Here is a 17,088-nt window from a genome sequence, read left to right as displayed (position 1 = left end):
GGGAGCATCATGATGGGACATTCAGTTGCGCTTAATTTTGCCGATGGAAAAACCTTCTTTATTTCGGTACATGAAGATGAACTGTTACTTAATGCTGCGATTCGTCAGGGCATCAATTTACCCTTGGATTGCCGTGAAGGCGTGTGCGGAACCTGTCAGGGACAATGTGAAACTGGCATTTATGAACAGGAATATGTGGATGAAGATGCGTTAAGTGAACGTGATCTGGTAGAGCGCAAGATACTGGCTTGCCAAACGCGGGTCAAATCCAATGCGGCATTCTATTTCGATCACAATTCTGAAATCTGTAACGCTGGCGAAACACAGAAAATTGCGACGAAAGTGACTCAGGTTGAACTGGTGTCCGAGACAACCGCGATTTTGCATGTTGATGCCAGTGCATCTGCCAAGCAACTTGAGTTTTTACCCGGCCAATATGCGCGGTTGCAGATTCCCGAGACGGATGACTGGCGTTCTTATTCTTTTGCCAATCGTCCGAATCAGACCAATCAATTGCAGTTTTTAATCCGCTTATTACCCGATGGCGTGATGAGCAATTATTTACGTGAACGTTGCCAAGTGGGTCAAACCATTTTGATGGAAGCACCTTTGGGTAGTTTCTATTTACGTGAGGTTGCGCGACCGCTGGTGTTTATTGCGGGTGGAACAGGGCTGTCGGCTTTTTTAGGCATGCTGGACAATATTGCGGAACAGGCAAATGCACCCGCCATTCAGCTGTATTACGGGGTCAATCAGGAAACCGACTTATGTGAACAATCCCGTTTGCAAGGCTATGCAGAACGTTTACCAAATTTCAATTATCAACCTATTGTCACACAAGCTTCGGAGACTTGGGCAGGCAAAACCGGTTATATCCATGAGCATCTGGATCAGGAGCAACTGGCAGAACAGCCGTTTGACATATATCTATGCGGCCCGCCACCGATGATCGAGGCTGTTAAAGGCTGGCTGGATGGACAAGCCTTAGACAACTATCGTTTGTATAGCGAAAAGTTTTTACAGAGTAATACGGCTGGTCATTGATCGGCTGCGTTGCCAGACGATTGATGCAAAACAGGGGGGAGAGGAAATCCCCCTGATTAAGATAAATCAGCAGTTTGAAAAATTAAAAATCTCAACGTGAGCATACGTTGAAACATCGACTTTTAAGGGAATAAAAATGAAGACAATTGATGTGAATCATGTGATCAATCGGGAGCGGCTGTCACCCTTGCAATGGCTGGTGTTTGCCTTGGGCTTTCTGGTGTTTTTCTGTGATGGTTTGGATACTGGAATTATCGGTTTTATTGCGCCTGCCTTGCTGGATGACTGGGGGATTAGTAAACCTGAATTGGCGCCAGTGCTGAGCGCGGCACTGGTGGGGATGTCGATTGGTGCAATTATTTCTGGGCCGTTGGCGGATAAATTTGGACGTAAAGGCGTGATTGTGTCCACGACTTTATTATTTTCTATATTTACCATCCTGTGTGGTTTTGCTTCTTCTACACAAGACCTGATGATTTACCGCTTCATCACAGGCGTTGGATTAGGCGCTGCCATGCCAAATATCAGTACTATCGTTTCAGAATATATGCCTGCAAAACGCAAAGCTTTCCTCACGGGACTGGCTGGTTGTGGCTTTATGTTGGGCATTTCTTGTGGTGGGGTGTTGTCGGCCTATTTACTGGAAAATTTAGGTTGGGCCAAAGTGGTAATTCTAGGTGGGATTATTCCTTTATTTTTAGTGGTCGCTTTAATCTTGAAATTGCCAGAATCTGTACCGTATCTGATTAAAAAAGATCAGCAAAATAAAGCTCAAAGCATTCTGGAAAAAGTTCAAGGTCATGCTTTTGCTGACACGGTCAAAATTGAGTTAGCTCAAGTTGATGTCAATCATACCGATAGTCCAGTCAAAACTGTACTAACGAAATATCTCTGGGGATCGGTGATGCTATGGCTGTGCTGTTTCATGAGCCTGTTAGTGTTTTATCTACTCACCAGCTGGATGCCTACGATTTTAAAAACCGCTGGTTTCAGTACGCAGCAATTTAGCTTGATTGCTTCTATTTTCCCATTTGGTGGAGTGGTCGGCGCTGTGATTATGGGCTGGTATATGGATAAGCTGAATCCAACCATCGTGATCAAATATGCATATTTAATGGCATTTATGCTGTTTATCGTTGCGGGTTTCGTCAGCTCAAGTATTTTGTTGCTCGGAATCAGCATTTTCCTGATTGGTGCTTTGTTGACGGGCGCTCAATCGTCACTGTTACCTTTGGCTGCTTTATTTTATCCATCGCAGTGTCGTGCAGTCGGCGTGTCATGGATGCATGGGATTGGACGAGTTGGCGCAATTTTTGGGGCATTTTTCGGTTCGTATATCTTTACCTATGAAATCAGCCTCGGTGGTATTTTCTACCTCTTAGCCTTACCGACGTTTATTGCCTTTATTGCGTTAAGTTTAAAAGCGATGCGTCAAAACAATAAAGCCAATCCTGTCTTAAGCACCAGTTAAGACGTTAAAAAAGCCCAGTGCTTTCTGTCACTGGGCTTTGATTTTATGAATACATCGCACTAGATTTTATTTCGGGTTTCACTCGGTTTTTCGCCAAATTCCTCTTTGTATTCTTGCGCAAAACGGCTGAGGTGATTAAAGCCCCAATCATAAGCGAGTTTGGAAATGGAAATTTTTTGCTGTTTACTTGCATGACTCAATATTTTATAGATTTGCTGCAACCGATATTTACGTAAATAGGCCATTGGACTGAGTCCATAATATTGCTGAAACTCTTCATACAGTTTGGATTTAGAGACACCTGCCAAGCGCTGTAAACTCTCGGCATCGAAGGATTCCTGTGCGTGTTGCACAATAAAATTCTTCACTTTTCGGATATATGCGGGCTCCATCTGATTGCTGCGTTCATACAGTGCCGCAGAATAATTATTTTCCTGAGACAGTAGCAGGGCTTTAATCACAAAATTTTCATAGTCTTCAGAAAACATCGACAAACCAGAAAATTCTGCATAATGTGATTTGAGTTGTAAAAAGTTTTCAATGTTATTCCACCAAGCTTTCATCAGCCCAGTCATGCTGAGCGAGATTTCAGGGTTAAAGACCAGCGCCTGTTCAAGTGGTTGATTGAGCAGCTCTGATAGCACCAGATGCAGACTTTTTTCGGGAATCACGACCTGAAATTTTTGACAATCCTGATTAATGACTAAGTCCTGTAAATCCTGATTGGAAACGATGAGCCCAGTATTCGCATCGGATTGATATTTGGCACCACGAATGCTCAGTGTTTGCTTGCCATGAAACGGCAGACTAATGCTATAAGCTTTTAGATTGGAAATGTTGATCGCAACATTGGCACCATAACTAATAGTCCCGATCGCCATTTTTTTATGAGGAAGTCGCATGCCGTCATAATGAAAGTCGAGTGTCTCCCGACACAAGGTATCCAGACGATGTTCGCCACAAATCATCGACATTACATTTTGTGCAAAATCGGCTTGATGCGAATGATGGATAAGATCCATGTTTTGGCTGAGTGATGTCATAGTCCTTTCACCTAGCGAAGTGCTTATTGTTTTAGCAGCAAGAAAAATGCCATTTTGATCCATAAATGAGCGTATTTATTCTTAGCTCTCTGGAAGTGCAATTGAATAGAAATGCTGTTCCAGCTTGTTTCATTAGAGCAAACTCAAGCAAATATACAAGCCCATAGGGAATATATCTTTATGCTTTATAGGTATGTTAAATGCAGGTCTCGAGCGTAGGTATTGATTTGTGCAATGGCTAAATAGCCAAACTTTAAGTTTTAAATCATTCATAAAATATCAATTTATAAGAATTGAACGCATCAGTTATTTTTTTTAATCTCGCCATATGATTTTTTATCGGTAAAATGCGAAATAATTTTTGCTCCTATTTTTTGCGCTTTGGTTTTTAACATTCAGTTAAGTTTTCAAAATTAAACTGATCGGCTGATTAAACCAAAAGTTAAAAATCTCTTTAATTTTCAGGAATAACTTATGACTGACGCTCAAGCCAACCCACAGGATGCTGCTTCAGATTCGGCATCAGATGATGCAATGAAAGCAAAACGTAAAAAATTTCTCGGATTTTTCGCGCTCATTCTCATTCTTGCTGCAATTCTGTATGGCATCTGGGCGTTATTCTTTAATCATTCTGTCAGTACCGATAATGCTTATGTGGGAGCTGAAACAGCGCAAATTACCTCAATGGTGAGCGGGCAAGTTTCTGAAGTATTGGTGAAAGATACCCAACAGGTAAAAAAAGGCGATGTGTTGGTGCGTGTTGATGAGCGGGATGCCAAGATTCAATTAGCACAGGCGCAAGCTGAACTTGCCAAAGCACAACGTCAATATAAGCAGACTCAGGCAAATAGCAGTTCTTTAAACTCTCAGGTTGTTGTGCGTAATGATGAGATCAGCAGTGCGCAAGCACAAGTGACCAAAGCCCAAGCGGATTATGATCGTGCGGCATTGGAACTCAAACGCCGTAATGAACTTGCTGCGACAGGTGCAATTTCTAAAGAAGAATTAAGTAAAGCGCAAAGTGCTGTTTCGACTGCAAAAGCCAGTCTAGAGCTGGCTCAAGCAGGTTTAGCTCAGGCAACCTCTAGCCGTAAAGCCGCTGAAAGTACCTTTGCTGCCAATGAAGCCTTGATTCAAGGGGTAAATGAAGCGTCAACACCAGATGTTCTCGTCGCAAAAGCTCATGTAGAACAAGCTGCGCTGGATTTGGAACGTACTGTGATTCGTGCACCTGTGGATGGTGTGATTGCCCGTCGTAATATTCAGATTGGTCAACGTGTAGCACCAGGTACAGTCATGATGTCGGTAGTGCCTTTATCTGCACTGTATGTCGATGCAAACTTTAAAGAAAGCCAACTGGCGAAAGTCAGAGAAGGTCAGCAAGTTACGCTACGCTCAGACCTGTATGGCGATGATGTGGTTTATCACGGGACGGTGCAAGGTTTCTCAGGTGGAACAGGGGCAGCATTTGCCTTGATCCCTGCGCAAAATGCAACAGGCAACTGGATTAAAGTGGTACAGCGTTTACCCGTACGTATTACCCTTGATCCAAAAGAACTTGCACAACATCCATTGCGCGTCGGGTTATCGATGCAAGCGGATATTGATCTCGCATCGAAGTAATCAGCCATGAAAACGCAAACTCCTTTTGCAGAACTCAGTGGCGGGCGCTTACTGCTTGCAGCTTTTGTGATCGCCCTTTCAAATTTTATGGTGGTACTGGATACCACCATTGCTAACGTTTCTGTGCCTCATATTACAGGGAACCTTGCAGTTTCTAGCTCTCAAGGGACATGGGTCATTACTTCTTATGCTGTTGCAGAAGCAATTTGTGTCCCTTTAACGGGTTGGCTTGCAGGACGCTTTGGTACGGTTCGGGTATTTGTCTTCGGATTGATTGGTTTCACCATTTTCTCATTCCTTTGTGGTTTAGCGACTTCACTGGAAATGCTGGTCTTTTTCCGAATTGGGCAAGGTCTTTGTGGTGGCCCACTGATGCCGCTCAGCCAAACCTTGCTCATGCGAATTTTTCCACCAGAAAAGCATGCTCAGGCAATGGGGCTTTGGGCCATGACCACGGTCATTGGGCCAATTCTAGGGCCGATTCTCGGGGGCTTGATTAGTGATAATCTGTCTTGGCACTGGATATTCTTCATTAATATTCCAGTGGGTATTGTCTGTACCTTAGCTGCCATACGCTTATTGTCTGTGGCTGAAACCAAAACCGAAAAACTACGGATTGATGCCATTGGCCTAGGTTTATTGGTGTTGTGGATTGGCGCATTGCAATTAATGCTGGATCTCGGACATGAACGCGACTGGTTTAATAACTCCAGCATCATTATTCTGGCGCTGGTCGCAGCAGTAGGCTTTATTGTCTTTATGATCTGGGAGCTGACTGAAAAGCATCCCGTGGTCAATCTTTATGTTTTCAGGCATAGAGGCTTTGCTGTTTCAGTACTGGCGCTGGCCTTTGGCTTCGGTTCCTTCTTTGGCAGTATTGTACTGATTCCGCAGTGGCTACAGATCAATCTGGGGTATACCGCGACATGGGCAGGTTATCTCACTGCCACGATGGGCTTTGGTAGTTTGACCATGTCGCCGATTGTGGCGAAGCTGTCGACCAAATATGATCCGCGGGCATTGGCAAGCTTTGGGTTGGCCTTGCTTGGCGTTGTCACTCTGATGCGTGCATTCTGGGTGACTGATGCTGACTTTATGGCCTTGGCGTGGCCTCAAATCCTGCAAGGTTTTGCGGTGCCATTCTTCTTTATTCCGTTGTCGAATATTGCAATGGGATCTGTATTGCCACAAGAAATGGCATCTGCCGCAGGCTTAATGAACTTCCTTCGAACTATGGCTGGTGCGATTGGTGCGTCGATTGCAGTCACCATTTGGGATGATCATGCCAAAGTCGCACGTAGCGAAATGGTCAATAATTTGCATCCGCAAGAAGTCCAAAATAGTCTGCTTCAGAATGGATTCTCACCTGATGCAACGCTGGGTGTGATTGCTAATTTAGTGGATAAAGAAGCGATTACCATGTCGGCCAACCATGTGTTTATGCTGTTGGCGATTGTGTTTGTATTTGCCAGTGCCTTGATCTGGTTAAGTCCAAAACCGAAAGGGAATACGGCTGGCATGCCGACCCACTAAAAATTATGAACTAAAAAAGCATCTCTTCTGAGGTGCTTTTTTTATGTATAAAAATAGTGTTTTAAGCTGTAATTGATAGATTTTGCCTATTTTTTTCTAGAGAAAGCATGCCAGAATCCAGTTGAAAGCGATAAGGATTGAATTGTAATCACACGGAGGGATATTACTGGGCGTAGGAGATAAAGCCTAGAATCATTGAATATTATTAAAAATTTATTTTTATCAAAGATTAAAACCTCTATACCTGAAAATAAATAAACTAGCATGGCAATTGCATGGATAGGCAGGTATATATAATGGAGTTATCACGTGAATCATAGACATTCATTTTTTTTCAGCAGCTTATTGGCTGTTGGTTTATTACAGGGATGTGGGAATGATTCCTCATCAGATCAATCAGGCAAAGACTCAAATACAGGCCAACCTTCAAAACCCGATCTGATTATTGATCAGGACCAAAGTAGTTGTAGCAAACTGGCAGAGGATGGCTCGAGTATTGTGGTCGGTTCGGATCAGAATGGTGATCCTGCGGCACCTGAAGGTGCATCGGGTTATCGTTTAAACAATACAGTCAAATATGCCGATAAATATATGGTGGTGGCGAATACGCCATTGGCAGTAAAAGCTGGATGTGAAATTTTAAAAGCGGGTGGAACTGCGGTGGATGCCGCCGTAGCTGTACAAGCGGTGTTGGGTTTGGTGGAGCCACAATCCAGTACCATTGCGGGTAGTGGTTTCATGATGTATTACGATGCAGAAAGCAAAACGGTTACCGCCTATGATGGACGGGAAACTGCACCTGCTGCTGCCAATGAATACTATCTGGTTCGACAGGATATACATGATCCAGAATCTCCCGCACCTGTGCCGAGTGCCCGTCGCAGTGGCCGTTCTATTGGTGTGCCTGGGGTAATGCGTTTGCTGGAACAGGCACAACAGGAACATGGCAAACTGAAATGGGATCAGCTTTTTGATCAGGCCATTGTTCTGGCAGATCATGGCTTCCGTATTCCTGGACGTCTGGCTGATGCGATTGCAAGTAATGCCGCTCATCTGGCGCTGGATGCAAATGCAGTCGCAACCTACTTTTATCCAGATGGTACACCGCGTAAAGTGGGTGAAACCATGACCAATAAAGCCTATGCCAAAACGTTAGAAACACTTGCAACTCAAGGTGCGAAAGCCATGTACAGTGGGCCGATGGCGAAAAATATTGTGGCTAAAGCAGGACAAACTGTCGGGGATGATACAGCCCAGACTCCAATTACCCCAAGTTTGATGACCTTACAGGACTTATCCAATTATCAAGTTAAAAAACGGACGCCAATCTGTACCACTTACAGAGACAGTTACTATGTATGTACCATGCCACCGCCATCATCAGGTGGGATCGCTGTTGCACAAACGCTGGGCATTTTAGAAAACTTTGAGATGAGTAAATACTCGCCTAAAAATCCAGAGAATGAAGGTGGGATACCTGATGTCATGGGCGTACATTTAGTTTCTGAAACGGAACGACTGGCTTATGCAGACCGCGATAAATATGTAGCAGACACAGATTTTGTGCCTTTACCTGCGAAGGGCATTGCTAGTCTAATTGACAAAAACTATTTGAAACAACGTGCGGCATTGATCAATCCAGATCAAAGTATGGGCGTAGCCCCAGCAGGTGAATTTAACTCAAATGCAGGGATTGATAAGACAGTTGAACATGGTACAACTCAATTCACGATTGTCGATGCGTATGGCAATGTGGTTTCAATGACATCGACAGTAGAAGCAAGTATGGGTTCATTCCATATGGTAGATGGCTTCCTGTTATCCAACCAGTTAACTGATTTTAGTGCCAATCCTGTCGATCAAACTGGTGCATTATTGGCAAATCGGGTAGAAGGTGGTAAACGTCCACGCAGCACCATGGCACCAACTTTGGTATTTAAAGGAACAGCACCTGGTGATTTTTATATGGCAACAGGTTCACCAGGTGGTGGCACGATTATTCAATATGTAGTAAAAACGCTGGTCGGTGCATTGGACTGGAATTTGAATGCACAGCAAGCCACGTCTTTGGTGAACTTTGGGGCAACCAATAGCCCAAATACCAATATTGATAGCTCGAATGATCAGTTGTCCTTACTTGAACTGATTGATGCGTTGAAAGCAAAAGGACATGGTATTTCTAATACCGCTCAAACCAGTGGGATTGCGACGATTATGAAAGTGAATATTGATAATCAAAGCAAATACGCGGGTGGAGTCGATCCACGCCGTGAGGGCATTGTGTTAGGTAATGGTGCGCTATAGGTAAAATTCAAAAAAGCTGTCCTTGTGGCGGCTTTTCAATTTTGAACTTGAAAAATAAAGTGTAGTCACAATATAGAAGAATAAGCGTATATTTCGCTGATTGGTTAGAAATTAAGATTTAAATTCTAACGATCTATGTTATGATTGCGCTGTACTTTGGGGATGTTTCTGGCTTCGACGCTGGTGATGAAACTCATAGATGCATGCCGAGAGCGCATTTTCTCTCGTAAATAAAATTTGCATTTTAATAGTCGCAAACGACGAATCATACGCTCTAGCTGCCTAAGGGCAGCTTGTCCGCTTCACTGAATACTTGTGGTCAGTGAACCCGACTGAAGCGCACGCACACAAGTCCGTATAGAGTCAAGCCTCGGGGCTTTATACCAAACTTAGAGGATCGCGCTTTGTACCCTGTTCGTCGGGTCGCTTAGTGTTAAAACAATAGACGATATCTAAGCATGTAGTATTCTCGAGCGTAATGCTGGCGGACGCGGGTTCAACTCCCGCCATCTCCACCAAAATTCTCTATAAATCAGCCACTTATTCTAAGTGGCTTTTTTATTGGATGGGATTTTGATAGGTGCATCAAGTTAGCTAGTCGTGAATAGGGAGCAGATGCTCCCTATTTTTCAATTAGATTATTTTTTATAAAATACAAATTAGAGTCTAATTAAAGATATAAGAAATCAAAGTAAGAGAATACTATTATTTCAACCAATTATTGGCGTGATTGAACAGAGGAATAGGTGGTAGATCATGTTGCATGGCAGGATTATGGCAATCTGTACTTAAATCTTAGTGGATTAATAAAAAACAAATATAATTTTCTATTTGATATGAGAAAAAATCATAGGTTGAATACTTTTTCTCACTTTTTATTAATTTATATTTATGACACTTTATTAACAATAAATAGCTTAATCGTAAATTGGGCTAGATATACATGCGCTGAGGAAGCATTTAAAAAAATTAAATAATTCTAGGACATATGTAGTTTTTACTACGTTGAAGATGTAACGGACAAACTAGGAGTGTCCATGAAGATTAGGCCATTACCACCAATGAACAGCTTAATTGTATTCGAGGCAGCTGCACGCCACCTCAGTTTTACAAAAGCTGCAGATGAATTAAATGTTACTCAAGGAGCAATTAGTCGCCAAATCAGACACCTTGAAGAATATTTAGGTAAAGAGTTATTTATTCGTGCAAATCGTAATATTTCACTCACACCTACGGGGCTACAGTATTATCAGACGATTTATAGTGCGTTACTGGAAGTTTCTCAAGCTACAGCTGAGATAAAGAAATGGCAAGGTGAGCATCAGGTTACGGTTGTTACAACCAATGCCATGGCTGCACTCTGGCTTTTACCTAAAGTAGCTACTTTTCAGCAGAATGAGGGAGTTGATTTAAGAATTTTAACCACTGAAAATATTCTTGATTTGCATAAAATGGATTGTGATTTAGCATTATTTTATAGCAAGGCACCTCCCGCAAATATGAAGGTAACTCCATTATTTCCTGAAGAAGTATTTCCTGTGTGTAGTCCTCATTATTTGGCACAATTCCAAGGAGAGATTACGCCTGACAAGATTTTTGGCAAAAGCCTACTTTCTTTAGATGAATCACAAAAAGATTGGATTAATTGGGCAGAATGGTTTGCCTTAGTAGGTTATCCAATGTTTAAACCCAAAAATAGAGTGAATATAAATAATTATCCTTTATTAATCCAAGCCGCTATAAATGGTCAAGGTATAGCTCTAGCCTGGGGATCTTTAGTAGATGATTACTTGAAGAGTGGAGCTTTAGTTCGCCCTGTAGAAACTGTACTTCGCACTCAGGCAAATTTTTGTATGTTAGAGCCAACAGACAGAGGTGTGATTCCTTCAAGTGTAAAACAGTTCCGTAATTGGTTACTAGAGCAATTACCAGGTCAAGTCGGGCAGAAAGGTTTAGGGTGATTATTAGTGTTGGAAATTTAAAAATGGGGGATCTTTTTAAGATCCCCCATTTTTTTCATCAAAATTTATTTTTCTATAATAAGTTCTGTTTTAACTTCTACTAATTTCTCTGGCTCTTTACAAAAGTCAGGACGAACATGTGTTGGTAACATTTCCCAAGCCTGAGGCTCTCTTCTTAATGTTTTAATTAAGGAAATAGCCATGATAATAAGTAAGATAGCAATGGGAAATCCAGCAATGATAGAAGCCGTTTGTATTGCTTTTAGCCCACCAGCAATAATTAATCCTCCGCCAATTAATGGAATAATGATGCTCCAAATTAAACGAATACTGATCGATGGATTGGTAGAACCGTTTGCATCAAGGAAGCAAAGTACTAATGTTCCTGAATTGACTAATGTAATGATATGAATTGCAAGCAGAAGACATAACAATGCACTTAAGAACACTTGAGTATCTTTATCGGGAGAGAGATGATCAAAGAAAACAAATACAGCACGAGTAGGATCTTCTTTTGTTGCTTCGGAAATTGAAACTTGGTGAGGAGTAGTTTTTTCAATATTAGCTATATTTGAATGATTGTTTATAACTAATTCATGGGTTGATTTTGCATTTTGAGCATCTTTTTCAATTTTAAGAGCAGCCCCACCAAAGGCAGCAATCCAGATAAAGGTTAATAATGTTGGAGCAACTAAAGTTCCACAAATTAACTCTCGTATAGTACGACCTCTAGAGATACGAGCAATAAACATTCCTACAAATGGTGCCCAAGTCATCCACCAAGGCCAGTAATAAGCAGTCCACCAATTTTGCCAACCTGAATCTTTTTGAGCATCACTCCATAAGCTCATACCTACGATATTTTGTAAATAATCACCTAAACCCTCAAAGAAAGTATTAAAGATATAGCGCGTAGCACCAATAAAAATAAGCATGAATACGAGGAAATAAGAAATAATCATATTTCCCTCCGCAATGACTTTAAATCCTTTACTAATTGCTGACATTAAAGAAATAGTCGCAATTGTACAAAGCAAGACAACCATTACTAATTGAATTTTTAAATCGATACTGACGCCAAAGGCATGATTCAAACCTGTATTAAGCTCTAGGATACCCATACTTAGAGATTGAGAAACTCCAAATGCCGTAATTACAATAGTTAAAATATCTACTGTATGCCCAATAGGACCATATATACGGTTCCCTATTAATGGGTATAAGATTGAACGCATTGCAAAAGGTAAATCTTTACGATAAGCGAAATAACCTAGAGCAACCGCTGCCAGACAGAAAAGCGCCCAAGGATGAAGTCCCCAATGGAAAAAGGTTAATTGCATTGCCATACTAGCTGCTTCATCTGTATACCCTTGAGTAAACGGATTACTTGCATAATGAGTAATTGGCTCTGCTACAGACCAAAATAGTAATCCAACTCCCATCCCACATGAAAAAAGCATAGAAATCCATGCAATATTACTATATTCAGGCTTCTCATCATCTTTACCTAAACGTATATGACCATAACGGCTCATACATAAATAAACTAAAAAAGCTAACAATGACGTTGCTAATAATAATAAAAACCACTTGGCATTTTGCAATAACGCTGTAGAGATAAGCTGGAAATATTCACCAGCTTGTTTTTCTCTAAAGATACAAAAACTAATAAAAACAAATAGTAATAATTTTGCGCCGATTGAAACGGTAGGATTTAGTCCTGACAGGAATCCTGATGTAGTATTACGCATAACTCCTCCTTGGATGCGCTCAGAAACGAACTGCCTGTTCGTCGCTGTAAATGCGAATAATAAAAGAGTAGTGATGTGTGCCTAGAAAGCTCAACTGATTTATTCTCACTAATCAGTGAGTTTTTATCATGCACAACTATTTTTTATAAAAGTTCTAATCGCCTAAAAGTCATATTTATCTAGCATGATAAAAACTCATAGATACCTAGCTAAAAAGTAGTTTGTCACTTTTCATCACGTTTTACACAATCTTTATTAAGCAGCACTGGGTGCTAACGAATAGTTAATGCCAACGCAGGGAGCACTGCGTTATTCAAAATAAATGGAGATTGCCAGATGAATAGTCGAGTAAGCCAGCAACTAATTACAGTTCAGCAAGTAGACAATGTTTTAAATCCAATTACTGAATCAAATGGTATGCCTAATTTAGCATATACCAGTAACGAATATTTTAATTTTGAACGTGACAATATCTTAAGTAAAACTTGGGTGTGTGTAGGTTTCGCTTCTGATTTACCTAAAAAGAGCTATGTGAAACCTGTTAATTTCATGGGTATGCCTCTTGTAATGATGCGTAATCGTGAAGGGGAAGTCCAAGTTTTCCATAACGTTTGTAGCCATCGCGGTATGATTTTGGTGCAACAAGAAGGAACGATTGAAGGTGTAATTCGTTGCCAATACCATTCTTGGAGTTACGACTTAAACGGTAACTTAAAAGGTACTCCACATGTTGGTGGCATTAACCAGCATAAAGATGAACGCTTTAAATGTGAAAAACATGGCTTAAAAGCACTCCGTTCTGCGATCTGGATGGATATGGTCTTCGTAAATATCTCTGGTGATGCACCAGCTTTCGAAGATCATATTGCACCATTAGTGGAGCGTTGGAAGCCTTTCCTTGGTGAAAACGGTTTAGAGCTTATTCGCAGTAGCAAAATAGGTTCAACTTTTGAGTTACCTGTAAAAAGTAACTGGAAACTTACAGTTGAAAACTATTGCGAAGCTTATCACTTACCTTGGGTACACCCAGCGCTAAATACCTATTCAAAACTTGAAGATCATTACAACATTATGTTCGAAGATCGCTTCGCTGGTCAGGGTAGTTATAAATATAACTTGTCAGCTACAGCGGGTACACATTTGCCAAAATTCCCAAGCTGGCCAGAAGACCAATTGCGTCATGCGGAATATGTCGCTGTTTTCCCGAACGTATTATTAGGAATTCAAGCTGATCATGCATTTGCAATGATGATTGACCCAATTGCTCCAGAGCAAACCATTGAAAAATTACGTTTGTATTACGTGAGTGATGAATCATTAGATCCTAAATATGATGCATGTCGTGAAGCAACTTTAGAATCATGGAAAGTTGTATTTGCTGAAGATGTATTTGCGGTTGAAACCATGCAAAAAGGCCGTCATTCACCTGGTTTTGGCGGAGGCGTTTTCTCTCCTGAAATGGATTTGCCAACACACTTCTTCCAAAAATGGTTAGCAAGCCAAGCTAAAAAAGCATTGGAGGCTTAATATGCAACATTACCTCAACTATGTTGATGGCCAATGGCGAGATGCTTCTCGCCAATTGGAAATTATCAACCCAGCAACAGATACAGTTTTTGCAACAGTAGCTCGTGCAAGTATTGAAGATGCTGATGCTGCAATGGCTGCAGCTAGACGTTGTGTGAATAGTGGTGCATTAACTGATGTACGCCCTGCACAACGTACAACTTGGATGTTAAAAGCAGCAGAAGCTATTCGTGAAATTGCTGACGAAGGCGCATTACTTCTTTGCCGTGAAAACGGTAAAAATGTTGATACGGCACGTGAAGAATTCGATGAAGCAGCGCGTTATTTCGAATACTACGCGGGTATGGCAGATAAAATTGAAGGAATCTCAGTACCTCTAGGTAAAGATTATGTAGATTTCACTTCATATATTCCAATGGGTGTATCGGTTCAAATCGTACCGTGGAACTTCCCTGTATCAATTTGCGCTCGCTCGCTTGCACCTGCTTTAGCAGCTGGCAATGCGGTCGTAATTAAGTCACCTGAAGTTTCTCCTTTAGGAATGGTTTTACTCATTAAAGCAATTGAGAAAGCTGGTTTTCCACAAGGTGCAGTAAATTTACTGTGTGGTAAAGGGTCAGAAGTTGGAACCCATCTGGTTAAACACCAAGATACGAACCAGATTGTATTTACTGGCTCTGTACCAACAGGCCAACGCATTTTGAAAGATGCGGCTGAACGCGCGACACCTTCTGTAATGGAGTTAGGTGGTAAGTCTGCTGCAATCGCTTTTGCAGATGTTGATTTAGAGCAGTTACTACGTAGCGTTAAAGTTGGAATTTTTTATAACTCAGGGCAAGTCTGCTCAGCAATGTCTCGGTTATTAGTACATCGTAGTCGTTATGAAGAAGTTAAGGCTGCTGTCGTTAATCTGGCAGAAAGCCTGACGGTGGGTATTGGCGAAAATAATGCGGAACTTACACCTGTTGTCTCTAAAGATCAGCAGCAACAAATTCTTGCCATGATTGATAAAGCGCGTGAAGAAGGTGCAAAAGTTCTAACGGGCGGTAAAGCAGCAGATCTAGAAGGTTACTTCGTCCTGCCAACGATTATTGAAGCAAAAGATGGCATGTCGATTGCTCAAGAAGAAGTTTTTGGTCCTGTCATGGTGATCATGCCTTTTGATGATGAAGACCAAGCAGTTGCAATCGCAAATGGTACGGACTTTGGCCTTGTAGCTGGTGTATTTGGTGAAAATCTGAATCAAACACTTCGAGTAGCAAATCGTCTTATTGCAGGCCAAGTATTTGTTAATGAATGGTTTGCTGGCGGAATCGAAACACCATTTGGTGGTGTGGGCTTATCTGGTTTTGGTCGCGAAAAAGGGCAGGAAGCCATCTACAGTTATGTTCAAACTCGCAATATCGGTATTCGTTTGAAGCATAGCGTGTAATTTGTAAGAAATAAGGAAATAGACAAGATGAGAAAGTGGTTATGTATTGTCTGTGGCTGGATCTATGATGAAGCTAAAGGCTGGCCTGATGATGGGATAGCACCAGGAACGAAATGGGAAGATATCCCTGATGACTGGATGTGTCCAGAGTGTCAAGTGGGTAAAGCTGATTTTGAAATGCTCGATATCACAGATGTTGAAGAGGACGAAATTCCTCAAGTGGCAGTAGCTGCAGTGATTGAACCTGTTGTGATTATTGGTAGCGGTCATGCCGGCTATCAAGTGGCTTCAACTTTACGTGCACAATCTCCAGACTTGTCTATTACTGTATTTACTGCTGATGATGGTGCCTTATATAGCAAACCAGCTTTATCTAATGCTTTAGCATTAGGTAAAGACGGTGAAAGTTTAGTCCGTGAGACCGCTCTTAGTTGGGAACAACGCTTAAATATTCGTGTTTATCCACATACAAAAGTGACTCATATTGATCGGGCTAATAAAAAGCTTCAAACCACAATTGGTGATTATCCTTACGGTAGACTTGTACTTGCTACAGGCGCAACGCCAGTTATCATTCCTATTGATGGTGATTCTACGGCAACATTAAGCGTAAATGATCTAGCGGATTATCGCCGTTTCCGTCAGCAATTATCAGATAAACAACACGTCACAATTCTTGGGGATGGTCTCATTGGTTGTGAGTTCGCTAATGATTTAGCTGCACATGGCGTCAAAGTTACAGTTGTTGGGCTAGGTAAATGGGCGATGGAACGTCTTATTCCAGAACCTTTAGGACATGCTCTACAAAATGCGCTAAGTGAGTTAGGCGTAGAGTGGAAATTACAAAATAGTATCCGTTCTATTCAATCTGCAGATGGGCGTTACCAATTAACTCTCCAAGATGGTCAATCCGTTGAAACTGACTTGGTATTAAGTGCAGTCGGTTTGAGGCCAAATATTGCATTAGCTCAAGCAGCCGGTCTAGAGACAGCACGCGGTATCTGTACGGGACTTGATCATTGTAGTAGTGATCCTGCAATTTTTGCTTTGGGAGATTGTGCAGAGGTGAATGGTCAATGGGCACCTTATATCAATCCTATCACTCAAGCATTACCAGCTTTAGTTAATAATCTTTTAGGTCATTCAATTGCTGCGGATCTGAAATCAACACCAGTTTTAGTAAAAACACCAATTTTGCCATTATCAGTCTTACCTGCAATGGGGACCGGTGAATGGAGAGTGGAACAACATGACGGAGAGTTTGCTGCTGGTTTCTACAATGAACAAGGCAAGTTAACAGGCTTCGCGTTACTCGGGTGTCAATTACAACATCATCGTACTGAGTGGCTTGAAAAACTAAATTCGTGTCCAACCGCAGTTTAAGTTAAGGGAATAACAA

Annotated in this window: 11 protein-coding genes, 1 other RNA gene and 1 pseudogene; 11 read left to right on the top strand and 2 right to left on the bottom strand. The window is 41.6% G+C overall.

The window, feature by feature from the left end:
- The first annotated feature begins 6 nt into the window (after nucleotides 1–6).
- Nucleotides 7–1,044, top strand: coding sequence for an anthranilate 1,2-dioxygenase electron transfer component AntC (gene antC, locus IEV36_RS16155; protein ID WP_155757679.1), 1,038 nt, complete (start codon nucleotides 7–9; stop codon nucleotides 1,042–1,044).
- A 136-nt stretch (nucleotides 1,045–1,180) separates the two neighbouring features.
- Entirely contained in the window at nucleotides 1,181–2,515 is a 1,335-nt protein-coding gene (locus IEV36_RS16150) for an MFS transporter (protein WP_005256429.1), read from the top strand.
- A 59-nt stretch (nucleotides 2,516–2,574) separates the two neighbouring features.
- Here the strand turns inward: IEV36_RS16150 and IEV36_RS16145 are convergent, their stop codons facing one another.
- Complete coding sequence (locus IEV36_RS16145; RefSeq protein ID WP_005256431.1) at nucleotides 2,575–3,558, bottom strand: AraC family transcriptional regulator; 984 nt, start codon at nucleotides 3,556–3,558, stop codon at nucleotides 2,575–2,577.
- A 474-nt stretch (nucleotides 3,559–4,032) separates the two neighbouring features.
- Here IEV36_RS16145 and IEV36_RS16140 point away from each other — a divergent pair, with 474 nt between their 5' ends.
- The 5 genes from IEV36_RS16140 to IEV36_RS16120 all read left to right on the top strand — a co-directional run bounded on the left by IEV36_RS16140 (nucleotide 4,033) and on the right by IEV36_RS16120 (nucleotide 10,979).
- On the top strand, nucleotides 4,033–5,181 hold the full coding sequence (locus IEV36_RS16140) for an HlyD family secretion protein (protein ID WP_005256433.1): 1,149 nt from the start codon (nucleotides 4,033–4,035) through the stop codon (nucleotides 5,179–5,181).
- A gap of 6 nt (nucleotides 5,182–5,187) precedes the next feature.
- On the top strand, nucleotides 5,188–6,714 hold the full coding sequence (locus tag IEV36_RS16135; protein WP_005256435.1) for a DHA2 family efflux MFS transporter permease subunit: 1,527 nt from the start codon (nucleotides 5,188–5,190) through the stop codon (nucleotides 6,712–6,714).
- A 309-nt stretch (nucleotides 6,715–7,023) separates the two neighbouring features.
- On the top strand, nucleotides 7,024–9,018 hold the full coding sequence (ggt, locus tag IEV36_RS16130) for a gamma-glutamyltransferase (RefSeq protein WP_005256436.1): 1,995 nt from the start codon (nucleotides 7,024–7,026) through the stop codon (nucleotides 9,016–9,018).
- 158 nt (nucleotides 9,019–9,176) lie between these two features.
- Nucleotides 9,177–9,536: a transfer-messenger RNA gene (ssrA, locus tag IEV36_RS16125) on the top strand.
- A gap of 519 nt (nucleotides 9,537–10,055) precedes the next feature.
- Nucleotides 10,056–10,979 carry a LysR substrate-binding domain-containing protein gene (locus tag IEV36_RS16120; protein WP_005256442.1) on the top strand — a complete coding sequence of 308 codons (924 nt, stop codon included), beginning with the start codon at nucleotides 10,056–10,058 and terminating at the stop codon, nucleotides 10,977–10,979.
- Nucleotides 10,980–11,044: 65 nt separating this feature from the next.
- Here the strand turns inward: IEV36_RS16120 and IEV36_RS16115 are convergent, their stop codons facing one another.
- The gene (locus tag IEV36_RS16115) at nucleotides 11,045–12,730 is read right to left on the bottom strand and encodes a BCCT family transporter (RefSeq protein WP_005256444.1); all 1,686 of its coding nucleotides are present in this window, start codon (nucleotides 12,728–12,730) and stop codon (nucleotides 11,045–11,047) included.
- Between the two features lie 336 nt (nucleotides 12,731–13,066).
- Between IEV36_RS16115 and IEV36_RS16110 the strand changes: the two genes are divergently transcribed.
- The 4 genes and pseudogenes from IEV36_RS16110 (at nucleotide 13,067) to IEV36_RS16100 (ending at nucleotide 17,072) form a co-directional block, all read left to right on the top strand.
- A complete protein-coding gene (locus tag IEV36_RS16110) occupies nucleotides 13,067–14,257 on the top strand; it encodes an aromatic ring-hydroxylating oxygenase subunit alpha (protein WP_005256446.1) in 1,191 nt (396 codons plus the stop codon).
- 1 nt (nucleotide 14,258) lies between these two features.
- Nucleotides 14,259–15,689, top strand: a complete 1,431-nt coding sequence (locus IEV36_RS16105; RefSeq protein WP_005256448.1) for an aldehyde dehydrogenase family protein — start codon at nucleotides 14,259–14,261, stop codon at nucleotides 15,687–15,689.
- A 27-nt stretch (nucleotides 15,690–15,716) separates the two neighbouring features.
- Nucleotides 15,717–15,878: pseudogene (locus IEV36_RS18855) on the top strand (rubredoxin); the annotation flags it as partial.
- Complete coding sequence (locus tag IEV36_RS16100; protein WP_227591699.1) at nucleotides 15,867–17,072, top strand: NAD(P)/FAD-dependent oxidoreductase; 1,206 nt, start codon at nucleotides 15,867–15,869, stop codon at nucleotides 17,070–17,072. The pseudogene IEV36_RS18855 and the gene IEV36_RS16100, both read left to right, overlap by 12 nt.
- Nucleotides 17,073–17,088 lie beyond the last annotated feature (16 nt).

This window comes from Acinetobacter vivianii (genome assembly GCF_014635885.1).
GTDB classification, from domain to species: Bacteria; Pseudomonadota; Gammaproteobacteria; order Pseudomonadales; family Moraxellaceae; genus Acinetobacter; species Acinetobacter vivianii.
Note: the sequence above shows the minus strand (reverse complement) of the source record. Positions and strands in the feature narration are given on the sequence as shown.

Excerpts from the sequence above, each read along its gene's own strand:
- IEV36_RS16135 (WP_005256435.1), top strand. The coding sequence starts at position 5,188 with ATGAAAACGCAAACTCCTTTTGCAGAACTCAGTGGCGGGCGCTTACTG.
- IEV36_RS16120 (WP_005256442.1), top strand. The coding sequence starts at position 10,056 with ATGAAGATTAGGCCATTACCACCAATGAACAGCTTAATTGTATTCGAG.
- IEV36_RS16105 (WP_005256448.1), top strand. The coding sequence starts at position 14,259 with ATGCAACATTACCTCAACTATGTTGATGGCCAATGGCGAGATGCTTCT.
- IEV36_RS16145 (WP_005256431.1), bottom strand. The coding sequence starts at position 3,558 with ATGACATCACTCAGCCAAAACATGGATCTTATCCATCATTCGCATCAA.
- IEV36_RS16115 (WP_005256444.1), bottom strand. The coding sequence starts at position 12,730 with ATGCGTAATACTACATCAGGATTCCTGTCAGGACTAAATCCTACCGTT.
- IEV36_RS16100 (WP_227591699.1), top strand. The coding sequence starts at position 15,867 with ATGCTCGATATCACAGATGTTGAAGAGGACGAAATTCCTCAAGTGGCA.
- IEV36_RS16110 (WP_005256446.1), top strand. The coding sequence starts at position 13,067 with ATGAATAGTCGAGTAAGCCAGCAACTAATTACAGTTCAGCAAGTAGAC.
- IEV36_RS16140 (WP_005256433.1), top strand. The coding sequence starts at position 4,033 with ATGACTGACGCTCAAGCCAACCCACAGGATGCTGCTTCAGATTCGGCA.
- IEV36_RS16150 (WP_005256429.1), top strand. The coding sequence starts at position 1,181 with ATGAAGACAATTGATGTGAATCATGTGATCAATCGGGAGCGGCTGTCA.